Genomic DNA, 22,359 nt, shown 5'->3' with positions numbered 1-22,359 from the left:
GATGCGGAACCTCAATCCTAAACGCTCGCGCACGCGCCGCCAGCTGCGCCTGACGACGATCGCGTTTGTGATCGCGGCGTTCGGCGTGTTCGCCTGTACGATCAGCCTGATTTTGTCCGCGATTCCGCTGGTCAATATTCAGTCGTCGTCCTACAGCCTGTACAGCCTCGTGCTGTACGCGGTGCTGGGGTTCGGCACGCTGCTGATCGTCGTGGCGATTGCCTTGGCCTTCCGCGCGCTGCTGCTGCGTCCGGAAAACGATCTCGCGCTGATCGCGGGGCAGTTCCTCACCCAGCAGCTGGATGAACGCTATACCCTCATCCGCAACTATAACCGACCGGGCGTCGGTTATATCGATGCGGTGCTGGTGGGACCGCCGGGGGCGCTCGTCCTGCGCATCCTCGACGCGCAGGGTGACCTGTATAACGACGATGTGAATTGGGTCAAGCGCGGGCGCGGCGGGCGTTTCGAGACGGTCAACATCAACCCGACGCGGGAAGCGCTGGCCGACATTCGCAAGCTGCGCGAACACTTCCAGAAAAATCGGCTGGAAGTGCCGGTCTACGGGGCCGTTGTGTTCAACCGCAGCGAGCGCGATCTGCGTCTGAATGTGCAGAATCCCGCTGTGCCGCCGACGCACCTCCATCGCCTGCTGGATACGCTGAAAACGGATTATTTCGCGAAAGATCGCATCGATGCGGCGCACGCGCAAGCCGCCGTCACCCTGCTGATGGGCGAATAAATGCCAAGTCAACTGCTGCTGGCGCGCGCTGGATCGGGCAAGACCGAAACGGCGCTGGCGCGTCTGCTGGAGACCAAACGCGCCAATCGACTGGCCAAAGTCTGGGTGCTGCTTTCCACCGAGCGCCAGATCGCGGACTTTCGCCACCGCTTGTCGGGTGTGCTGTTCAACATCGAGTTCTTCACCTTCTATCCCCTGTACAACCGACTGCTGACGCTCGGTGGGACGCCGCAGCGCTGCCTCGACGATACGGCGCGCTACGGTCTGCTGCGCGAGATTCTGCGCGGGCTGCCGCTCGACGTGTACCGCGAGATCGCCACCAAACCCGGATTCATCCGCGTCGTCGCCGACCTGATCTACGAACTTAAGCAGAATCTGATCACGCCGCAGGCGTTTGAACTGGCGGCAGGAAATGCCAAGGAACGCGAACTCGCGCGCATTTATGACGCCTACCAGAATATGCTGCGCGAACATCACCTCGTGGATCGCGAAGGGGAAGGCTGGCGGGCGCTCGATGTGCTGGCGAACAAGCCCGCGGTCGCGGCGGATGTCGATCTGCTGATTGTGGATGGCTACGACCAGTTTAATCTGCTGCAGGCGCGGCTGATCGCCCAACTTGGTCGGCGGGTCGGCGAGACTTTGATCACGCTGACGACGGTTGAGGGGCGCGAGGCGACGCTTGGGCGCCGCTTTGAAGATGCGCGCCGCCGCCTGCACGCAACGCATGACGCCTCACAGTTGACAGAAGTTCGGCATCTGCCGCCCGCCCCCGATGAAGCGGACCGTGGGCTGCAGCACCTCGCCGATCACCTGCTGCTGCCCAAGCCGCAGATCTACCCCACGGCGACCGAGGCGATCCGTTTGTTAGAAGCGCCAGATCCGGTGGCGGAGGCGGCGCTTGTGCTGCGGCGCGTCAAGCGCTTGCTGCTTGATGGCACGCCCCCCGAACAAGTTCTGATCGCCGTGCGCGATTGGTCGACGTATGCCGACGCCTTCGGCACGGCGGCGCGCGCCTATGGCGTCCCGGTGGCGATCAACTATGGTGAGCCGCTCAAGGCGAACCCGGCGATCACCGCGCTGCTGAATGTGCTGGCGCTGCCCAAGCTCAACTTTCGGCGGCGCGAACTGCTCGACACGCTGCGGTCGCCCTACTTCCGCGTTCCCGGCCTCGACGAACCGGCGGTCAACCTGCTGGAACGGGCGGCGAATGAGTTCATGGTCTTCGCAGGGCGCGCGGAGTGGCTGCAGGCCATCGATCTACTCATTGCGCCGGAGACCGATATCACGCCAGATGATGACGATGACGACGGCGGTCCGGCGGCGGGAATCACCGCGGAGCGGGCGGCAGAACTGCAAGCGGCGCTGACCGCCTTCTTCGCTGCGCTCACGCCGCCGGAGACCAAGGACGTGCGTGTCTTGGTCGGGTGGTTGGAAGCGCTCATCGGGCAGGATGCGCCCGATCCCGATGACGATCCGGTCGATGCGCCGCCTGTGCCCGCTTACACGTTGGACATGGTGACGAGCATCCGCTACAACCCAGATGACCGCTTTACGGCGCTGGTCGAGCGCGATCTGGCGGCATTGGGTGCGCTCAAGCTGATCCTGCGGGCGCAGCTTTCGGCGGCGGCGCTGTTCGGCGCGCTGCAGTTCGCCCCGGTCGATTATTCTGCGGACACGTTTTTGCGCGATCTCAGCGCGGCGGTGGATCAGGCGGTCTTTCGGCGCGGCGCGAAGCGGGATGGGCGCGTGCTCATCACCTCCGTGTCGGATGCGCGCGGTCTGCCCCATGCGTATGTGTTCGTGCCCGGTATGGCCGAAGGTCTGTTCCCGCGACCGATCCCCGAAGATCCGCTGCTGTTGGACAGCGAACGCGCGCGTTTGCAGACCGACGGCCTCGACCTGCCGACGCAGGCGGAACGTGCCGACGATGAGGGCCTGTTCTACGAGCTGATTGGCTTGGCCGGGCATGCGCTGTGCCTGTCCCGCCCAGTTTACAAGAATGGCGAAGCCTGGGCGGAAAGTCACCTCTACCGCGCGGTACAGGCGGTCTTTCCGCACGTTGAACCAGAAGTCATCCGCCTCGGTGCGGCGCTCCCGGCAGATGAGGTCGGGACGCGGAGCGAAGCGGCGGTCGCAGCGACTGCGTCGCCAGCGCTGCGGCGCTGGTTGGCGCAAGCTGATCCGGCGTTCTGGGCGCAGATCGAACTCGGACTGTTGATCGAGCGCGGGCGCTTGTCGCGTCAGCCGTATGATCGCTATGTGGGGCGCTTGGCCGATGAAACGCTCATCCGCCGCGTCGCCGATTGGCTCAGCCCGGCGCAGCATGTGTGGAGCGCGACGCAGCTCGCCGAGTTCGGCGTGTGCAACTTCCGCTTCTTCGCGCGGCGGCTGCTCAACCTCGAAGCACTGGAAACGCCGGAAGAGGGGATGGACGCGCGCCAGTTGGGCACGCTCCAGCATGAAATTCTGGAGAAGACCTACGCCGAGTTCAAGGCGGCTGGGCTGCCGATTGCGCCGGAACACGTCAACACAGCGCTGACGATTCTGGAACGCGCGGCGGAGTCGGTGTTCCCCGGCGCGCCCAAGCGCCTCCGCTTCCGCCCATCGGCGCGTTGGGCTGACGAGCAGCAAGTCATCCTGCGCCGTCTGCGCCAGTTCGTGAAGTTTGATTTTTCCGAGAAGCACCCGATCCGCAAAGAGTTCCCCGGCGAACGGCAGCCGCACGCCTTCGAGCGGCAGTTTGGCTTTCGCGAAGAAGCGCGGCTCGATCTCGGCGGCGAAGAGCTGCGCTTGCGCGGCGTGATTGACCGCATGGATCGCATCGGCGACCGCCTCGTGATCATTGACTACAAGAGCGGCAGCACCAAAATCCCGAGCAGCGAAATCGAGCAGGGGCGGAACTTTCAGATGCTGGTGTATCTGGCGGCGGCGCAGGCGTTGGTCGGTGCGGATCAGGTGGCGGGCGGCGCGTTCTTCCATATCAGTGACCGCAGTGTGAGCGGTGCGCTGGCGCCGGATGATCCCGTTCTCGATGCCGGGAAAACGCACATTCGCCGTCTGCTCCACGACGGGCGGTCGGGGCGCTTCCACGCGCGCGCCAATGGCATGGACAGCGGTCAGTGCACCAGCTACTGCGATTTTGCGCAGTTCTGCCGCGTGCACGTGACGAATCAGGACAAGGATGCGGATGCCTAGACCCCACCCCCGACCCCTCCCCGAATTCGGGGAGGGGAGCCAACATTATTCGCCAGACCGAATTTGGGATGCGAATTATCGTGTCCGTTTTAATCAATCCAACGACGGACGCCATGTATGGCGTCCCTACAAGGATGGTTCGCCGAGCAGCGGGGTGTGCCATGAAACCGACTAGCGCGCAGCATCATGCCATTCACACGCACGATCGCAACCTGATCGTCATGGCGGGTGCGGGCAGCGGAAAAACTCGCGTACTCGTCGAACGCTACCTGATGCTGCTGCGCGAACACGACGATTGGCCGTTGAACGCCCTCGTCGCCATCACGTTTACGCAGAAGGCGGCGCAGGAAATGCGCGACCGCGTGCGCAGGGCGCTGCAAGACGCCCTCAGCGCGGCTAAAGATGAGCGGGCGCAAACGCTGTGGGCGGGGCGCATCGCGGCGATGGACAGCGCGCGCATCGACACCATCCACGCGCTGTGTGCCTCAATTTTGCGGGCGAATGCCGCCGAAGCGCAGATCGACCCCGGTTTCAGCGTACTGGACGAAACTGAAGCCAAGCTGCTGTTGAACGATACTATCGACGCCGTGCTGCGCGATCTCGACGCCGAAGCGCGCTTGTTCCGCGAGTATGATGCCAAAGCCATTCGAGAGTGTGTGGCCGCGTTCGCGAAGCAGGACGCCGTGCCGCTGCCGGGCGATGCGCTGGTTGGTTGGCGGTCGCAGTGGGAACAGCACACGGCTGACTGCCTCGCGCGGCTCTTGAGCGAACCAGAGTATCAAGACGGCTGGCAGCCCGCCGCTTTTGTTCCGACGGGGGATAAGTTGGCCGAGGTGTGGCAAGCGTGTGAAGCTCAGATGCCCGCTTTGCGCGCTGCTGACAAACGCGGCGTTTGCTCCACAACCCTGAGGTTGCGGCGCGCTACCGGGGAGCCGAATTCAAGCACGTCCTGGTGGACGAGTTTCAGGATACGAATGCTGCCCAGTGGGAGATCGTTAAGGCAGTCGCCGACCCGGCGATCCCCGGCTGCCTGTTCGTCGTCGGCGACGCCAAGCAGAGCATCTACCAGTTTCGCGGCGCGGATGTGAGCGTGTTCGACGCGGTGCAGGGCGAAATCACGGGGGCGGGGGGCCAGAAGATCGACATGGCGCGTTCGTTCCGCACGCACAAACCGCTGGTCGACGCGTTCAATCACATCTTCAGCCGCTTGCTCATGCGCGATGACACGTCACCCGTGCGCGCCTACCAGATCGCGCTCGATGCGCTGATGGAAGCCGAACGCGCCGATATGCCGTCCGACGCACCGCCGCTGGAACTGCTGCTGCTCCCCAAGCTGGAAGGGGACGACGGCGAGAAGGTGGATCGGCGGGCATGGGAAGCGCGCGAACTGGCGCAGCGCATCCGGTACATCGTTGAGGTTGAGCAGCGCATGGTCTTCGACAAAGAGGAGCGCCGCCTGCGCCCCATGCGTTATGGCGACGTCGCACTGCTGTTTCAGGCGATGACGAATTCGACGCTGTACGAAGAGGCGCTCAAGGCCGAGGGCTTACCCTACGTGTCGATTGCCGGGCGCGGCTACTTCGACCGGCAGGAAGTGTGGGATCTGCTCAATCTGCTCAAGGCGCTCTACAATCCGGCGGATGATCTCGCGCTGGCGGCGGCGCTGCGTTCGCCGCTCTTCAACCTGAGCGATGAAGCGCTGCTGGCGCTGCGCTTCGAGCGGAAAGATCGCCTGTGGGCTGCGCTCGGTGAGGCGACTCTGCCCGCCTATCGCGCGGCCTTCTGGGAAGAAGCCGACGTCCTCACGTTCGCTTATGAGACGCTGCGCGATCTGCGCACGCTGGCGGGGCGCGTGACCATCCACGAACTGCTGACGGAAGCGCTGGAACGTACGGGCTATCTCGCCGTGCTCTCCGGCCTGCCCGATGGCGCGCGGCGGCGCGGCAATGTCGAAAAGCTGCTGGACAAAGCGCGCACGAGCGGCAAGTCGACGCTCGGGGCGTTCTCGGTCTACCTGGACGATTTGCGCGCGACCGAGGCCCGCGAAGGCGAGGCCATGCTCGACTCGACCGATGCGATCCGCTTGATGACCGTGCACAAGAGTAAAGGGCTGGAGTTTCCGCTCGTGGTGATTGTGGATGCGTCATACGGGTGGAAGCACGGCGGCGCGAAAGACGCACTGATCTATGACGCGGCGGCAGGCTGGGCGTGCACCGTCTATGACGAAGGCAAGCAGGTCGCGCCGTTCGCCTACCGGCAAGCGGAACGTCTGCAAGCCGGTCGCGAGGAAGCCGAAAAGCGTCGCCTGCTCTACGTAGCGGCGACGCGCGCGCAGGACTACCTGCTCATCAGCGGGGCGGTGGATGTGAAGGATGGCCAGCTCAAGGCGAGTGGCTGGCTCGGGTGGCTGATCGAGGCGCTCGATCTAGCGGACTCGGCGCTGGACGCCGCGCAGGTGTTTGAGCAACCGTGGGGTAAGCTGGCGATCACCTGCCCGCAGGCGGTTTTGCCGCCGCTCCCGCTGCCTGATCCCGAACCGGAAACGGAGACCCGCGCGGAAGCGGTAAGCGCGCCGCCGCTGCTCGCCCCGCTGCCCGTTGATCCGCGCACGACTCTGCGCTCGCTGACCGCCACTCAGATCATGCAGATGGGGAGTGCGCTGCACGGCACGCCCGCGGACACGCGCCCGATCTATCGGGAACAGTGGCGGCGCAGTGTGCTCGGCGACGCGCCCGCCCGCATCGACATGACGACCGTGCGCCAGGATCGCATCTCCGACACCAAAATCGGCGAAATCGTGCACGAGGCGATTCGCGATGATCTGCCGGATAACCGCGCGGCGCTCGCGTATCTGCTGGACTGCCGCGCGTGGGAACAGGGGATTGTGACCCCCGAGGCGCGCGCCGAAGCGGTCAGCCGGGCGTATGGGCTGCTGCAAAAGGTTCGGCAGAGTGATGTGTTCACATGGATTGGCGAGGCGACCCAAGTGCTGCGCGAAGTCCCGTTCATCTATGAGACGGGGCAGCGCGCCATTCACGGCCAAATCGATCTGCTCATCCAGCGCCCGAGCGGCGCCTGGGCGGTTATCGACTACAAGACGAGCTACGTGGGCGGCGTGTCGCTCACGGAACACGCGCGGCAGTACATTCCGCAGGTGGGTGTGTACGCCGCGGCGGTCAGCGCGTTGCTCGGAAGCATCCCGCAGGTGTATATTCATTACATCCGTTACCAGAAAACTGTCAGTATTGCCGAGGCGGATTGGCGCGCGGCACTGGCACGCCTAGAAGATGATATCGGGAGCTTGTTAGGATGATACGCGCGTTGATCGGTGAGGTTCCAACGTGGGCACGTCGAGAGCACCCCATGCTGCGCTACGAGCTGGGCAAGTCACCGGAACCGCGCCGTTCCATCCGCCTGCTGCGGGCGCTGGGCGTGGTGCTCCTGTTCGGCGTGCTGGCCGGGGCGGGCTATCTGATCGCCACCAATATGCTGACGCAGTCTGCCGGGCAAACGCTCGTCGAAAGCCTGCACTATATCGCCTACTTCCCGCTGATCTTCCTACAGTTTGCGGCGGGCACGGCGGCTTTCACCATGACCGCCGATGTCGTCGGCGAAGAGCTCCGCCGCCAAAACTGGGATAACCTACGGGCGACCGCCAATGGCGCGGAGATTGCGCTGCGCACGCGCTGGTTCGCCGTGTTCTTCCGCCTGCGGGGGTTGATCGGCGTGCTGGTCGTCAGCCGCGTGATCCTGATCGGCCTCATCCTCTACGAATTGACCGCGTTTCAGGGACGCTATCTCGATCTGCTGACGTTTGGCATCACGCCGGAAGTCGCGCTGCCGGTCGCGGTGGTGCTGCTGGCCTTCATGATGACGGCGGCGTTTCTGCTGCCGCTGACGGGGATCGCGTTCGACGCGGCGCTCGGCTTACTCGTCTCCGCCTATGTGCACAAGCGGACGTTCAGCACGCTGGCGCAGTTCCTCGTGATTCTGGCGCGCTTTGGCGTGATGATCGGCTTGCTGTTGGCGGCGCGTGATTACCTCGCCGGGGCGCTCACGCTCTCCGATCCGCTCGGATGGCTGCTCGTGTGGGGGTTGGGCGGCGCGGGCGATCAGGGGCTGGCGTACCTGCTGCTCTCCCGCTTCGCCGAAGTGTGGGCGACCGTCCCCTATGGCATCTTCCTCGGCCTCGCGCTGATCGGCTTTGCGTTCCTGCAAGCGTGGCTGGCGGAACAGGTGCTGCACTTCGCAGTGCGCCGTGCGCAGCGGGGGTAAAGATCACCAGACAATCATGTTCTTATGACTTATATAAAAGGCATGATTTATAATAGAGTAATCGAATGTGCCGCTCTATATAGAAAGCACCTCTAACTTCATGCCTGAAAATCAACGTCTCCTTGCACTGCTCATCGATGGCGATCAAGCCTACGCCGATCTAGTTCAAGAAATCATCATGAGAGCTGGTGCTGTCGGGAAAATCCTGATCAAAAAAGTCTATACTAACAAATCTTCTATGGGACAGTGGGAGCCTGTAATTGGCAAACATTCCCTAACACCTGTTTGGGTGCCGAACAACACGAAAGGCAAGAACTCGTTGACATCACACTCGTCGTAGATGCCATGACGTTGCTGTACGAAAGACCTGACCTTACGGGTTTTTGTATTGTTTCGAGCGATGCTGATTTCACTGCTTTAGCAAAGCACGTTCAAACGAAAGACAAATATGTATTGGGAATCGGCAAAGCAGTAACGCCAGAATCATTTCGCAATGCCTGTTCGGACTTTGTATGTCTAGATGAACCAACTACTCCAACAACACCGGTCGAGTCGATCTCTGAAGCAGTGTTATCGCCATTGATTGAGCTACCTGATAGCGATTTTCTTGATTTAGCGATAAAGGCTTACAAGCAAGTTTCAGGCGCTGAGAGTCGCATCGGCAGGGTCCCGGCACGTGTTTTACGAGAGTCTATGTTGCAGCTAAATCAAGGGTATCACCCTAATGCAAAGTTGACGGTTGAGCGCTTGAAAAAACTGGCTGTGTCATCACCAATCATTATCCAACTTCACGAAGAAACAGATGGCAAGACAGCAATTCACTGGGTGCGTATCTATGAAGATACTCCTATTGATAGGCTGAGACGTGCATATCACTTCGTAATTGAAGATAAACGGTTCACCTATGAAGATGGGTGGGTAGCTTTAGCAGCTATTGGTGAAGCGCTGCAAACTCTCTATCCAAGTGTCGAACCTCTGGAGTATAAAGGGGTAAAGCAACCGAAAAAGGTGGTTCAAAAACTTACCCAGGATTACCACGAAATTGTCGACTTAAGATATGACGCACAACAACATCCTTATGTATATTTTAAAAACTGATCGTGAGGTATATCCTCCGCCGCCTGCTGATCGCCTCCGTTTTCACCTTCGCGCTCCTCACTGCGATCTCTGCGCTGGCTGTGCGCCTATTCCGTCCGTCCACTACTCCTGACCTCAGCGGGCAGATCGGCTTTTTGCTCGGCGAGAACTGCCGCGCGTCAGACTGCGACTATCGCATCGCTGTGACAGACGGGCAGGGCTATGCCCCGCTCACGCTTCCGGTCGAACCGCTGGCGTTTGGATGGTCGCGCGATGGCTCACGTTTGGCGTACATCGGACGCAGCGCCGAGGCGGGAGGGGAACAGGCTTCAACGCTCTACGTTGCTGACGCCGACGGGACGCAGGCGACCGCCATCACTGCGCTGGATTTCCTCGACACGCTGACATGGTCGCCGGACGGCCAGCAAATCACCTTTTCGTATAATCGCAATGGCGACAGCGGCATCTACGTGATCGGCAGCGACGGTTCGAGACAGCGCCGCCTGATCAACGGGCTGGTGAGCAATTCGCCTGTCTGGTCGCCGATGGGCGAATGGATTCTGTTTCAGGTGCGCGGCTTTCAGGGGCAGCAGATCTATCTGGTTGATCCCGAAACGAGCGGCATCCTCAACCTGACGGGCGACTCCGCTTACGATTACGCGCCGCAGTGGTCACCAGACGGCGAGCACATCCTCTTCCTCTCGCGGGATCGGTCGCGCACGTTTGCGGCGGGCAATCCGCTCACACAGGCGTTCATCATGGATCGGCGTGGGCGGAATATCCGGCAGGTAACGCGGTTCAGCGGCAATGTCTTTGTCGCGCGCTGGTCACCGACCGGGGACCTGCTGGCGGTGTATGTAGCGGAAGCGCGGGCTGATCAGACCTTTGTCGGCACACTGTACGCGCTGGATCTCGCCCACGGGCTGTTATTTCCTCTCGCGGCCAGCGCTGGGAATACCATTGGTGACTTCGCGTGGTCGCCGGATGGCACGCACATCGCATATGTGCTCAGCCCACAGCAGGACAGCCAGATTTGCGTGCAAGCGCTCGGTGATGTGGCCCATTGCAGCACCGCCGATGCCGCGCGCAAGAGCAATCTGCACTGGCTGACAAGCTTGCTGCCACCCAGTGGCGAATAAGCCTTCATCACGCGAAACTTCTCCGGAACAAACTAACCCCAACGAACGTTTTAGCAATAGACACTGATCCCCAACTTTTGTCGGAGTTTGGCTGTGACAAAACGCGGAGGCGAATTCCGCAGGTTGTCAGATAGCCGAAAAGAAATAGTGGGCGTAAAGTGAATATAGGTAACATCCGGTACTCAGCGTCATTTCGACGGCGATTGGACCGGAAGGGGGTTATCAACGATGTTGCGCTCTAAACTTTGGCTGGTTCTGCTCACCATGCTGCTGATCGTCCCGACGGTCTACACGGCGGAAGCGCAGTGTGTACCGCGCGCTGACTGGACCGGGAGATATACGGTTGTGCGGGGCGATACACTGTATCGCATCGGCTTACGTTACAGCCTCACGGTGACGACACTGGCGCAGGGTAACTGCCTGCCCAACAGCAATTACATCTACGCCGGGCAGGTGCTGCGCGTACCGAGCGGATCGACGGGCGGGCCGATCTCGGTGTATGTGCCCGCGACGACCTACGCGTATCAATACCCGAATGGGGTGTATCTGGCGACGCTGCTCCCCGGCACGGTCACCGCGCAAGGGCGCTCCGCCGACACGAACTGGATTTTCGTGCGGGCGGCCAATTTGCAGGGCTGGGTGTGGAGTTATTCTCTCCAGATCGACAGCAGCCTGATCCTGTCTCTGCCGATCACAAATCAGGCGGGCAGCATTGATGGCGGCACGGGCAACCAGTGTAATCAATACTTGTCTTCCCGTTTGAATGTGGGCATGCAGGCGCGCGTCACGCCCGGCTTGCCCAATAACCTGCGCGCGACCGCCTCGACCAGCGGCGCGTGGATCGGTTCCCTGCCCAGCGGCACGCTGATGACCATCCTGAGCGGCCCGCAGTGCAGCGGCGGCATCCTCTGGTGGCAGGTCAACGCGAACGGGCTGGTCGGCTGGACGGGTGAACTGCAAGCCGCGACCTACTGGCTTGAGCCCGCGACGGGGGGCACGACGGGCGCGACCGCGACCATCAACACGTCGTTCCTGAACGTGCGCAGCGCTCCGAATGCGTCGGCGTACATCCTCCTGCAAGTCAGCCGGGGACAAACGTTCACGGTCGTTGGGCGGCGCTCGGACAACCGCTGGCTGCAGATCAGCGCCAATGGCGTGATCGGGTGGGTGAACGCGAGTTACGTGGTTGCCTACAACGTGAACAGCGTGCCGATCACAGCTTAAGTAAGCCCCTCAAGTCTAGCCTCATTCCGGCGACCCTGACGGTTCTTTGCCCCTCTCCCGCGGGAGAGGGGCGGTTAAGCGCAGCGCAACGGGGTGAGGCTGATGGTTTCGCCAGGCTCTAACATCCGCTAGACTCGTCCCCGACGATTGATCTACTAACGGGCACGGAAGTGCTCGTTTGCGCCACTCACGGGGATGTACCATGCTGACTCAGGAACAATTCGCCCTCATTGCGCCGCATTTGCCCTTTCTGCGTACTGCCGATGCCGCGCTCGTGCGTGACCTGCGCGAACAGGCGTTTTACATGCGCATTCCGGCGGGACGGGACGTGTTCGTGGAGGGCAGCCGCGTCGAGGCGATTGCGCTGCTCGTCTCCGGGGTGGTGCGCGTCTACAAGGTCGGGGAGAGCGGGCGCGAGATCACGCTTTACCGCTTTGGCACAGGCGAATCGTGTGTGCTGACCGCCAACGCCATCCTCAGCCAGCAGTCATTTTCCGCCATTGCGACCGTCGAACAGGACGCCGAAGCCATCATGATCCGCGCAGATGTCTTTCAGGGTTGGGTGCGGCGCTACCCCGTGTGGCTCGACTTCGTGCTGGATTTACTCTCGCAGCGCCTCGCCAGCGTGATGGAGATCGTCGACGAGGTCGCCTTTCGCCGCATGGATTTGCGCGTCGCAGCGCTGCTGCTCGACCGTTCCCGCCGTCGCAACCCCATCGAGATCACGCATCAGGAGATCGCCGCGGAACTCGGCAGTTCGCGCGAGGTGATCAGTCGCATATTGGAGAGCTTCACGCGGCAAGGGCTGGTGCAGCTGGCGCGCGGCACGGTCGAAGTGCTGGATGCGCGGACGTTGACCGATTTTGCGGCTCGGTGACTTTGTCACATACACGGCTCTCGAAAAGACCTATCCTCTAGTCATTCAACGATGAACAGAGGAGAGAACACCATGCAGGCATTCGTAGGGTTCATGGCTTCGACGGCGGGTCGCGTGGCGCGGATTGTGGCCGGTGTGGTGCTGATTGTGCTCGGGTTGGTCGGCAATGCGCCCGTGGTCGCCGTGATCGGCATCGTGCCGATTTTGGCGGGCGTGCTCGATTTCTGCTTGCTTGCGCCCCTGTTTGGCCAGCCGTTCAGCGGCCCGAAGATCCGCGGCGGGAAGTAGAACCGATCCCGGCAATGAAGCAAGGCATGAAAGTCACGTATTACAAATCTGCGCTGTGTCCACGGTGCTGGTTCTCGGATCGCCGCCTGCAGGAGCTGCGCGCCGCGCACCCTGAGGTGGAGATCGAAACGGTCGAAGTGCTGGCCGACCCGCGCCGCGCCCTGCGCGACAAGGTCATGATGCTCCCCACGATTATCATCGGTCAGCAGCGGTGGCATTACGCGCCGCCGCTCACCGAACTCGAAGCCGCTCTCGACGGGGTTTAACCTGTCAGAGCGGTTTTTATAGCGTTTGTAGCAACTAACTGCTCAATGCCATGATTAACCTTTCGATTTTTACCGATAAATAATTCTCCAGACGCCGCATGTGGTCTTTAACTGGTGTGCCAGATATGAGATCGACTAGGCTAAAGACAAGCAATAAGACCAAACATAAAGTTACAAGATAGTTTGGAACTGCAGATGTCAGTACTGGAAGATTCCAAGGGAACGTGACGATAGTTGCGTATATTAAAATGATGACAACACTAAGCCGTATAGCTCTAGTAATTGCTTGAGCAATCTTATGTGCTCTCATGCTGATTCGTGAAGTGCGCTCAATTTCAGCAGTTCGCAAGTGCTCTGCGTTTTTATCTGCTTCTTCACGCCGCCTAGTTTCTTCTTGTATTTTTGCTTGGTCCTCGGCCCGTAAATGCTCATGTACGTACTCAAGAGCCTCCTTGATTGTCAATTCGGTGACTACTTCTTCACCGCCGTGAGTGAGGTACATTAGGCCATGTTTGGCTTCAAGTGAATATCGCAGTAAATAATAATCATCCTTCGTAATAGATTTATTTGCTAATAGTTTTTCGGTCTCCGAATAGTATTGCCTTACAATATTCTCATCAGGCTGCATTGAAGCATAATAGTCCGCAATAATACGTTTTCGAGGGAGATTTGGAACTTGGTGAGGTTTCTTTAGCCAGAGCAAATTGGTCAACGTATAGTCAGTAATACACAAAGCAACCCCAACGGAATAACGACCACCTGCAGAAAACTCCCGCGCAATGCGTGCAAGAGTGAAGTTGCTGGAAACAAAAACTGCCATACACTCTTCGATTAGTTCAGTTTGTCTTCCTTGTCGAAGTCGTGCAATTGCAGCAATTGATGCAACATCTCTATCAACGGCGTACCCATCTGGGTTTCGGTAGGTAATGGTTTCCAGCAGGCGGTTTTTCAGCGCTCTCTCGTCGATAACATACGCATGTTCCTTGTAATCAGGCTTATCAATTACACTAATGCGTACTGCTGCTAAATCACGTTCAAGCTGAACGGAGAGTAGTTCAATATCGGAAGCGGTGTATCCGTTAAGTAGAAAATAGTCTATACTCGCACCATGAGCATCTTTGAGTTGACCTCTCCGGATTCGGGCTGCACACGCAGTAAGAATCCCTCGAACCTCATCGATAGTATGGCGAAAACATTTCAACTCTGCCCCGACTTCGTAGAGCAAGTTCAGTAATTCTGAACACGGTGCTTTACGTACGTCGCCCGCATAACCCAAGGCATTTATAAGAAATGCTGTATCGAAATAAACACTAGTGCGCTTGAAGCGTCTATTTGCATGCGTTGCGTCTGGTAAATAGGCGGAATTTGCGAGCATGTTACCAACTACAATTGTTTCCCAACTGGCAAAATGTGATGAATAAGTAGTTTCAAGGTGCTGAATAAACGCACCCATGAAGTAACGTCTTGACTTATCTACGCGCTCTTGAGTGCTTGGAATAACGGTACCGCCGTTGTGACTTCTGAGAATTAGTGCATTTTCACGTAAGTACTCTTGAAATATATTATCCGCCTCGTCAGATGTAATTCGGACTTCATGAATTGCCTCACAGTATTTAATAAATTCTTCAACGAGGCGTTCATAAGCATTGAGAACAGCTTGTTGCACTCGGTAAAAACCTAGTTCAAGTCTGCTAAGTTCCGAAATATTGCGATAATACACATGATTCTCAACTCGAATGTACCCCTTTTTCTTACACGGTTCAGAATAGTCTTAAGTGTGTTCTGTGGTATCACGAGACCAAATCTATCCTGCAATTCCTCCTGTAAAATAGGTGTCGTAACAATGTCTTCTGATGACAACCTTAGTGTTTCCGCAACTAGAGGAACGAATATATCTAAGTAATCTTTTTGGTTCTCCCAGTTAACCTTGAGGATAGCTAGACTGACAACAGTAGGGTTAATCTGGTTCGACACTTCAAAGACCTCTCATGTTGTATCAGATGGGAAAGGGTAACCAAGAGTAAATTAATGAACATACAAGTAATAGTATAACTCTATATGCCAATTAATTACAAATTCACATACTGTCTCGATTTTACAGGACGTAATCTATATCGAAGTTATCGGTATGTACGAATCAACGCCAAACTTAAGACCGTAGAGAACCCATCCGAATCCTCTGCGGTTGAAGCTCGTTACAGGGCTTTGGTCGAGATAATGTAGGTCTCGGTGGCGGGGTTGGTCGCCAGCGGCACGTTGTGCACGTTGCAAATGCGCAGCAGCGAGTTGATGTCCGGGTCGTGCGGGTGTTCGTCCATCGCGTCGATGAAGTAGAACACGGATTCCACCTTGCCTTCCGCCACGCGCGCGGCGATCTGCGCGTCGCCGCCCACCGGACCGGAGAGCATCCGCCGTACGGTCAGCCCCGTTTTCTCGTTGATGAGCTTGCCCGTTGTTTCCGTGCCGATCAGGTCGTAGCGCTCCCGCACCTCTTTGTGCTCGGCGGCAAAGGCGATCATTTCGTCTTTTTTGTCGTCGTGTGCGATAAGGCGACCGTTTTGCGCTGCGTCAATTCAATCTCCTCATGTGCCAGCTCAAGAAATTCCAGCGCGGCGGGTAGACCCACTGCATCAGGAGAGCCGTTAACCCGCTTAATCCGCTTTAAGGTTCGCGTCTCGGGCAATCAAGGAAGTTAATGATTTCCGCCATGTCGGTGTATACAGGTTGTCAACCAGGGTCACGCTAGTGAACACAAGTGGCACAGTGAGCAGGCGCAGTTCAAGCGGAGCGAGCGAAAGCGCCCATACACAGACACCAATCACAAGGACGAGGGAGCGCGAGTACCGGACGAAAACAGGTGCGAACAGCGTCATATGATATAAGCCCGAAAGTGGTAAAAGCAGCACGATCCCGGACACGGCGAAGGCCCAACGCCGCATCATATCATGCTTGCGCAGTGCCATAATCACGGCAAAGATGCCCACAGGAATTAAGATTGGCAGGACGGTCGGCATCCAGATCATAAACTTCACATAACCGGGATAAGCGCGAAGGATTTCCAGCCATTCGGCCACCCACCAGCCAGAAGTTAAGAACGATACTCCAGACCATAGCCCCATGACACCGATATAGATCAGCAGTGCACGGCGACGCGCGAGCAGCATAAGGAACGCCAGCGGTACGGTAAGGATCAGAGTGCCTGAAGCCAGCGCGAACCAAAGAGCGGCGCGCGTATCTTGCTGCCGCTGAAGTGCGCCCAAAGCGAATACGGCACACGCGCTTGTCCATAGCGTAAACTGGCCAAGCGTAAATGCGACAACGGGTTCGCGCAGCAAAAACAGAACGACGAACGCCCACAGCGGTTTCACTCCCAGCCGTACGAGCGCCAGGACGAGGAGAGTGGCTGAAAAGACACGGTAGACTACGGATGCAGCGCCAATGGGAAGCACGGTTAGGGGGAGGCCAAGGAAGAGTGCCGGGACAGGATAACCTCCGCGGAACTCGTCCTCGCCGGCTACCGCCAATCGCCCGTAGACGTCCCGTTGATTTTGTTCCACAACCCGCCTATCAAACGGGTTTCGATGCTCCCGCACAGCAACCGCCCCGTTATAGAGCGGCACGAAATCTGCCGGACGTGAGGGGGCAATGAGTACCAGAGTCAGGATAATTCCGATGAAGGTGAAGCCATGAAAGATGTTTGTTTTTGACCACTTGCCGAATTGCGCCATATCTAGCTCGTTTAGTTAGGGACACCTTAATGTAGGGTAGAAATTCTCTATCGACTACTAATTTGCGTTTCAGTGCAAGTCGGCTAATTCTCAACCTACCGAACTCGAAGCCGCTGTAGAGGAGGGAGCCCTGTCAGAGCGGGTTTTGCTTGGAGTGAATAGAATTACACTTCTCTCGCGCTGTTATTCGCGTATAGCTGTTGCACATGTCATTACCCAATTGGCAGTTAGGGGCGTGTCAAGCCCCGCCAGCAGCGCAAACCCGTTTGGTTGAGATGTTGCTCTCGTGGCAACGGTGTACAGCGTTGCTATCTGTGCTGTGATGATTAGTGCGCAGACTATCAATGCTTTGCTCCAGCGCACTTTGAAACTCGAGCCCATCAGAAACAGTCCAGCAGTCAATGCTGCTGTGGGTATCACATAGAAGCGCGGCGGGGCCAGTCCACCCAATTTATAAGCGGCTGGGAGCAAATTAATGGTGCCGATTCCGAAACCGACGATCAAAGCAAGTATGAGTCGATGTGGCCGGTGCGCATCCGTGCCGAATAGCGCCGCACCCATGAGCACACAGGCGATTGCAAGCAGTGGCGCGGCATACAGGACTCGGGATAAGTTCGCAAACGTACCTACAAACGCATTGAAGGCTGCGGTGGGCAGATCCTGTGGGGTAGCTACGGCGGCTGCCCGCACAGCATTGCCGGGAGCGATGAAAACAACTGCGGTGCCGAGAAGTAAGCCGATAATCGCTATCGCTGCCTGCGGTGGGCGGGAACGGAGTTGGAATAGCGCGAAGACTACGACGAGCGTGATCCCGGTCGTTTCATGGAAACCGCTGGTGATTCCGCTGACGATGAATATTATGGGTAACGGAGCTCGACGATCAACAAAACCCCAAAGTAGTGCGCCTCCGATGAGCGGGGGCAGGTACGACATGCTTCCCGCAACCCAGAACACACTTTGAAATGCAAACGTGTCGAGCAGTCCGATGTAGGCCAGAATAAGTAGCCCACTAAAGACCAGCTGGTTACGCTTCCAACCAAGGGCAAAGGCTAGTGCGCCAATCATCGCCGCGATGAATATCCCGGACATAATCTGGGGGGCAGCTTGCCCAAAGATGGTGAAGCTAACCGCCGTCGACAATACTTGTGCCCATCGTCCAGACCAAGTATTGTAGTACGTTGCCAGTTCACCCAGCACCCCGTTATTCAGCGCTCCCAGGTAATGACAATAGTCGTCTGCGGCCAAGGTTGCCTGCAAGCCTATTACGAAGAGAATGATGATGCAGATCAGTACTATGTAGCGTAGTACTGTGCTTGGTCTTGAACTTGAAATAGTCAAAGTCTTCGCTGAACCTAGGGTAAAGGATAACCAATCTGCAGCATACCGTAAACAACGCTCAACGTAAACAAAGTGAGTGTAAGCCACTCTTGGATACGCCCGTCACGCAGGCCATTTGCCCATAAACCACGCGCTGAGTAATGACGAAGCAAGAAGGTAACGGTCGCCACATAGAGCACAAACATTGCGGCATGAGCGCCCCATACCCAGTTTCCATCGGCTGCACGAGCACCCGTTTCTAGCAATAAATAATACTGCCCTAATCCTATCAAAAGACTTAGCCAAGCGAGGTTAAGATGCAAGTCAGCTTTAGTCGCATGGAAATAGAGCAGATAGACAGTTCCGGGAAAGGCAATTGAGGCGACGAGGGCGCTTAGGGCGGCGAATGACTGAGATTCTAAACGCATATTAACAAAGGCAAACGGACTAAAGATGATGCTGCCGCTTGTTTCAGGCGAGTCATATACCATTATGAATTGCACTGTGAGCATGATAACAGATGGCAGAATGAAGCCTAGACTTAAGCTTGTCCAACTAATCTTCTGTCTCTGGATTACGCGGAAAAGCGCAATAAGCACAGTTGCTGGCAATAGGACCAAGCTGTAACTCGGTTTTGCGAAAATAATGACAGTCGCTAAGCTGATACTGACCAGAATGCCATTGAGAGTTGCTTTTGCCTTACCGTAAAGTGAATATGTTACCAACCAGAAGAGTGGTAGCATAAATGGTTTAGAGACCGTAAGGGTTGGATTATGCCAGACGGTTGCAGATACATAGCCATAATGCACATCTGGCAACGCGAACAGGTAGATGGGGCAGGCGATCGAGAGGCACGCGCTAGACCGCCAGCTAGCAAGCTAAAGAAAGGCGTCTTAGGCAATATGGTTTTGAGATGCAATTGGACAACAACTGCGGTCAACACATGAGCTAGCGTACCAACAATCAGCCCTCCAGATACCTCTGGAACTTGCATCAATGCTGCTACGCTGTATGCAATCAAGGGAAAAGAATGTGGGGAACTACGAGTCTGCCTGTTTCTCGCGTGTACTGCCAGAATTGAAGATGCGCACTATAGTCAGAACCTTGGTTAAGGACAAGGTAGATTTGATGGGCGCTAACGATGCTGACGATGAGAAGAACCAGCAGAATGGCAGAGAAATTAGCAAGGACTAGGCGTGAATGCGAGTTCATTTATATAGGTCCTCAGAGGACTTTGAAACAGTAATATTCTGCAGGCAATACAGCGTAGATTTGGATTAAGGTATATTAATCTCTACCGTATAACTAGAAACTAACCCAAGGTGCACGCAGCAAACATTGTTTTTGAATGCCAATCCGCAGAGAGTTCGGATGCATTCTCTGCGGTCGTGGCGCTCTCTGCGGTTGAAGCTCGTTACAGGGCTTTAGTCGAAATGATGTAGGTCGCGGTGGCGGGATTGGTCGCCAGCGGCACATTATGCACATTGCAGATGCGCAGCAGCGAGTTGATGTCCGGGTCGTGCGGGTGTTTGTCCATCGCATCGATGAAGAAGAACACGGCTTCGACCTTGCCTTCCGCCACGCGCGCGGCGATCTGCGCGTCACCACCGACCGGACCAGAGAGCATCCGCTGTACGGTCAGCCCCGTTTTCTCGTTGATGAGCTTGCCCGTTGTCCCCGTGCCGATCAAGTCGTAGCGTTCCAGCACATCTTTGTGCTCGGCGGCAAAGGCGATCATTTCGTCTTTTTTGTTGTCGTGTGCGATCAATGCGACCGTTTTCCGCTGCGTCAATTCAATCTCCTCATGCGCCAGCTCAAGAAATTCCAGCGCGGCGGGTAGACCCGCTGCATCCGCGCATTCAAATGATAGGCTTCCGCGTAATAATTCTCAAGCTGCGCCATGATCGCCATCCACGGGTTGCGGTCGGCAATCGTGCGCGCGCTGCTCGACATCTGCCGCCGCAGCGCGTGATCGTCGCGCAGGGTACGGGCGGCTTCGGCAAACTCGGCGCGGTCGTCCGTGCAGATGAAGCCGTTCACGCCGTGCTCCACCAGATCGGTGATGCCGCCCTGATTGATGATCACGGCGGGCAGACCGCTGGCGAGCGCTTCCTGCACCACCTGCCCGAAGGTTTCGCTCACGCCCGTGAAGAAGAAAGCGTCGGCGCTGGCGTAGGCATCCGCCAGATCATCGCCGAACAGGTAGCCCGTGAAGTGCGTGTTCGTCCCGGCGAACAGCGTTTCAAGTTCGGGACGCAGCGCGCCATCGCCGATGATCGTCAGCGCGACGCCCGGGGTACGCGCCACGTTGAGCAGCAGATCGACGCGCTTTTCGTTCGCCAGGCGCCCCACATAGATGCACAGCAGCGAAAGTCGGGATCGCGCCCATTGAGCAGGCGCGCGCGCATCGTGGCGCTGCGACGCTTGGGGTTGAAATGTTCCCCGTTCACCGCGCCCCCAGCGGCGCAGGCGGTGATAGCCGCTGCCGCGCCAGTTCACGCAGGGTGTAATTGGAGGGCACGAGCGTCAAATGACAGCCGTTGTGAATCAGCCGCAGCCAGTCGTTGACGAAGCCGCTGAAGAATGGCAGGCCGTAGTGTGCCGCGTAGCTTGGCAGATCGGTCTGGTAGTTGGCGATCACCGGGACGTTGACCTGCCGCGCCATCAGCATGCCGCTCATCGAGAGCACGGCGGGGCTGAACATGTGGATCAGGTCGGGCTTGAAGTCGGCGATGTGCTGCACGACGAGCGGGTGCGGCAGGGCGATGCGCGTTTCCGGCGCGGCCCGGGAGCCGAGCGAGGGCAGCGGGATCACCGGGCTGCCGTGGACCGATGAAGGTGCAATATCGGGCGCGAGACGATGACTTCGCGCCGGTGCGCTGGAGATAACGCAAGGTGAGTAGGCGGTCTTCGAGACGCCATCGACCTTGGGAGGAAGGCCTCCGCGAAGATGGCGACGCGCTTCACGCGGTCGAAGACTAGGTCAAAGTTGGGCGCGTCGAAGGCGCTTTCGTCTCAAATACACGCTCCGATTCCATTGAATCGTGGTGCGCGTGAGTTTCCAAGTAGGTAATCACTGGCCATCGTTTTCCCTCAGCCGTCGTCCAACCCTGCGTAATTGACTCACGCAGGTCGTCCGCGAATGCTGCCTCTAAAACGGGTGTAACCTGTGCCGATACAATCAGGCGTATGCGCGTCGCTGTTCCCCACCTGCGGCAGCGCCACTCGATCAAACACGCGCTGCGCCAGCCAATTGCAGCCTCGTGTGAGTGCGCCTGCGTTGAACACTTCGACGGCATCGATGCCCATGGGTATTAACCCTTCGGGTTGTGAAAAGTAGCGCCGCAGGGTGGTGCGGGAGCGATAGTCACCTCGAAGGGGATGCGCGAGGATGGCGATGCCGCCCTGCGCATGAATCGCCGCGGTCGTTTCGGCGAGCGACATGCCTTTCTTGATCGGCTCGGTGACCCCCAAGCCGAGAACATGCCCGTCGGCGCTGGTGACTTCAGTGCCGGGAATGATGTCAAACGGATAGAGATGGCGGTGCTGGTACGCCCACGGACTCGCGCTGACGCGGTCATGGTCGGTTATGGCGATCACGTCGAGGCGTGCCCAGACGAGCGGCAGTGTCTAGCATCTGCTGGACTGTGCCGGTACCGTCGCTGATGTTGGTGTACAAATGCATCAGCGCGACCGATGAGTTCCACTATATCTCTCCCATGATGGACAATAGTGATAGGTACATGGAAGATCGTCAAGCGGATGGCAAAGGTTTTTAAACGAATTCTAAAATTGTGCGCTCAGCCGCCTTACCGTAGACGCGCAATCCGTAGGATAATGAGCCTATGTCTGCTACGGGGTATTCATGACCGCATCGTCAACCCGCTTTGTCTCGCTGCGCTGGCGCTTGATCGTCCCCATCTTCGCCGTGATTTTGATTCTCCGATGATTTCCGTGTACGCGCTGTCGCGTGGGCTCGCGAAGCGGGTCGGAAATGTCGCGGGTGAATGTGCTGCATGCGGCGGTCGCCGATGATGCAGACGCGGGTTGAGGATGCGCTGCCCGGTTCCGCTCCGGCGACTCAATGGGCGCTGACGACGCTCCGCGGTTCACCATTGCCGATGTTGCGATCAATTCGGTGGGGCGCTGGGTCGGCTCGACGATCCCTTTGCCGGATGATTTCTATCCCCTGCGTGCTGACCGATGGCGTGCAGACGCCGACCATTAACGG

21 protein-coding genes and 1 pseudogene are annotated in these 22,359 nt (G+C 58.0%); 13 read left to right on the top strand and 9 right to left on the bottom strand.

Going from position 1 to position 22,359, the window contains the following annotated elements:
• The first annotated feature begins 1 nt into the window (after position 1).
• From IPK17_RS17250 to IPK17_RS17195, 12 genes and pseudogenes are all read left to right on the top strand, one after another.
• On the top strand, positions 2 to 742 hold the full coding sequence (locus IPK17_RS17250) for a nuclease-related domain-containing protein (protein ID WP_343418930.1): 741 nt from the start codon (positions 2 to 4) through the stop codon (positions 740 to 742).
• Positions 743 to 3,937: a PD-(D/E)XK nuclease family protein gene (locus tag IPK17_RS17245; RefSeq protein ID WP_343418929.1), complete on the top strand. Its 3,195-nt coding sequence runs from the start codon at positions 743 to 745 to the stop codon at positions 3,935 to 3,937.
• A 68-nt stretch (positions 3,938 to 4,005) separates the two neighbouring features.
• Positions 4,006 to 4,985 (top strand): annotated as a pseudogene (locus IPK17_RS17240) (UvrD-helicase domain-containing protein); the annotation flags it as partial.
• A gap of 96 nt (positions 4,986 to 5,081) precedes the next feature.
• Positions 5,082 to 7,250 carry a UvrD-helicase domain-containing protein gene (locus IPK17_RS17235; RefSeq protein WP_350341639.1) on the top strand — a complete coding sequence of 723 codons (2,169 nt, stop codon included), beginning with the start codon at positions 5,082 to 5,084 and terminating at the stop codon, positions 7,248 to 7,250.
• Positions 7,247 to 8,212, top strand: coding sequence for a hypothetical protein (locus IPK17_RS17230; RefSeq protein ID WP_343418927.1), 966 nt, complete (start codon positions 7,247 to 7,249; stop codon positions 8,210 to 8,212). The genes IPK17_RS17235 and IPK17_RS17230 overlap by 4 nt, the downstream gene beginning before the upstream one ends.
• A 100-nt stretch (positions 8,213 to 8,312) precedes the next feature.
• Positions 8,313 to 8,552: a PIN domain-containing protein gene (locus IPK17_RS17225; protein ID WP_343419121.1), complete on the top strand. Its 240-nt coding sequence runs from the start codon at positions 8,313 to 8,315 to the stop codon at positions 8,550 to 8,552.
• Positions 8,459 to 9,310, top strand: a complete 852-nt coding sequence (locus IPK17_RS17220) for an NYN domain-containing protein (protein ID WP_343418926.1) — start codon at positions 8,459 to 8,461, stop codon at positions 9,308 to 9,310. Before IPK17_RS17225 ends, IPK17_RS17220 begins: the two co-directional genes overlap by 94 nt.
• 2 nt (positions 9,311 to 9,312) lie before the next feature.
• A complete protein-coding gene (locus IPK17_RS17215; protein ID WP_343418925.1) occupies positions 9,313 to 10,428 on the top strand; it encodes a TolB family protein in 1,116 nt (371 codons plus the stop codon).
• 228 nt (positions 10,429 to 10,656) lie between these two features.
• On the top strand, positions 10,657 to 11,652 hold the full coding sequence (locus tag IPK17_RS17210) for an SH3 domain-containing protein (RefSeq protein ID WP_343418924.1): 996 nt from the start codon (positions 10,657 to 10,659) through the stop codon (positions 11,650 to 11,652).
• A 202-nt stretch (positions 11,653 to 11,854) separates the two neighbouring features.
• Positions 11,855 to 12,529 carry a Crp/Fnr family transcriptional regulator gene (locus IPK17_RS17205; RefSeq protein ID WP_343418923.1) on the top strand — a complete coding sequence of 225 codons (675 nt, stop codon included), beginning with the start codon at positions 11,855 to 11,857 and terminating at the stop codon, positions 12,527 to 12,529.
• 72 nt (positions 12,530 to 12,601) lie between these two features.
• Positions 12,602 to 12,817 carry a YgaP family membrane protein gene (locus tag IPK17_RS17200; RefSeq protein ID WP_343418922.1) on the top strand — a complete coding sequence of 72 codons (216 nt, stop codon included), beginning with the start codon at positions 12,602 to 12,604 and terminating at the stop codon, positions 12,815 to 12,817.
• Between the two features lie 26 nt (positions 12,818 to 12,843).
• Positions 12,844 to 13,083, top strand: a complete 240-nt coding sequence (locus IPK17_RS17195) for a thioredoxin domain-containing protein (protein ID WP_343418921.1) — start codon at positions 12,844 to 12,846, stop codon at positions 13,081 to 13,083.
• A gap of 34 nt (positions 13,084 to 13,117) precedes the next feature.
• On the opposite strand, the gene IPK17_RS17190 is transcribed toward IPK17_RS17195, so the two are convergent.
• The 9 genes from IPK17_RS17190 to IPK17_RS17150 all read right to left on the bottom strand — a co-directional run bounded on the left by IPK17_RS17190 (position 13,118) and on the right by IPK17_RS17150 (position 21,728).
• The gene (locus IPK17_RS17190) at positions 13,118 to 14,749 is read right to left on the bottom strand and encodes a hypothetical protein (protein ID WP_343418920.1); all 1,632 of its coding nucleotides are present in this window, start codon (positions 14,747 to 14,749) and stop codon (positions 13,118 to 13,120) included.
• 529 nt (positions 14,750 to 15,278) lie between these two features.
• Positions 15,279 to 15,656 carry a methylglyoxal synthase gene (locus IPK17_RS17185; protein WP_343419114.1) on the bottom strand — a complete coding sequence of 126 codons (378 nt, stop codon included), beginning with the start codon at positions 15,654 to 15,656 and terminating at the stop codon, positions 15,279 to 15,281.
• A gap of 78 nt (positions 15,657 to 15,734) precedes the next feature.
• Entirely contained in the window at positions 15,735 to 16,811 is a 1,077-nt protein-coding gene (locus IPK17_RS17180; RefSeq protein ID WP_343418919.1) for a glycosyltransferase 87 family protein, read from the bottom strand.
• A gap of 183 nt (positions 16,812 to 16,994) precedes the next feature.
• Entirely contained in the window at positions 16,995 to 18,236 is a 1,242-nt protein-coding gene (locus IPK17_RS17175; RefSeq protein WP_343418918.1) for a DUF6056 family protein, read from the bottom strand.
• The gene (locus IPK17_RS17170; RefSeq protein WP_343418917.1) at positions 18,164 to 18,937 is read right to left on the bottom strand and encodes a hypothetical protein; all 774 of its coding nucleotides are present in this window, start codon (positions 18,935 to 18,937) and stop codon (positions 18,164 to 18,166) included. Before IPK17_RS17170 ends, IPK17_RS17175 begins: the two co-directional genes overlap by 73 nt.
• Before the next feature lie 605 nt (positions 18,938 to 19,542).
• Positions 19,543 to 19,920, bottom strand: a complete 378-nt coding sequence (locus IPK17_RS17165) for a methylglyoxal synthase (protein ID WP_502748894.1) — start codon at positions 19,918 to 19,920, stop codon at positions 19,543 to 19,545.
• Positions 19,917 to 20,627, bottom strand: a complete 711-nt coding sequence (locus tag IPK17_RS17160) for a glycosyltransferase (RefSeq protein WP_343418916.1) — start codon at positions 20,625 to 20,627, stop codon at positions 19,917 to 19,919. The genes IPK17_RS17165 and IPK17_RS17160 overlap by 4 nt, the downstream gene beginning before the upstream one ends.
• A complete protein-coding gene (locus IPK17_RS17155) occupies positions 20,575 to 20,943 on the bottom strand; it encodes a glycosyltransferase (RefSeq protein ID WP_343418915.1) in 369 nt (122 codons plus the stop codon). The genes IPK17_RS17160 and IPK17_RS17155 overlap by 53 nt, the downstream gene beginning before the upstream one ends.
• 308 nt (positions 20,944 to 21,251) lie before the next feature.
• Entirely contained in the window at positions 21,252 to 21,728 is a 477-nt protein-coding gene (locus IPK17_RS17150) for a PHP domain-containing protein (protein ID WP_343418914.1), read from the bottom strand.
• Positions 21,729 to 22,159: 431 nt separating this feature from the next.
• On the opposite strand from IPK17_RS17150, the gene IPK17_RS17145 reads away from it, so the two are divergent.
• Positions 22,160 to 22,359 (top strand): hypothetical protein (locus IPK17_RS17145; protein ID WP_343418913.1); only part of this gene is annotated, 200 nt, incomplete at its 3' end.

Source organism: Candidatus Flexifilum breve (genome assembly GCF_016713355.1).
This window is presented reverse-complemented; position numbering and strand designations above follow the sequence as displayed.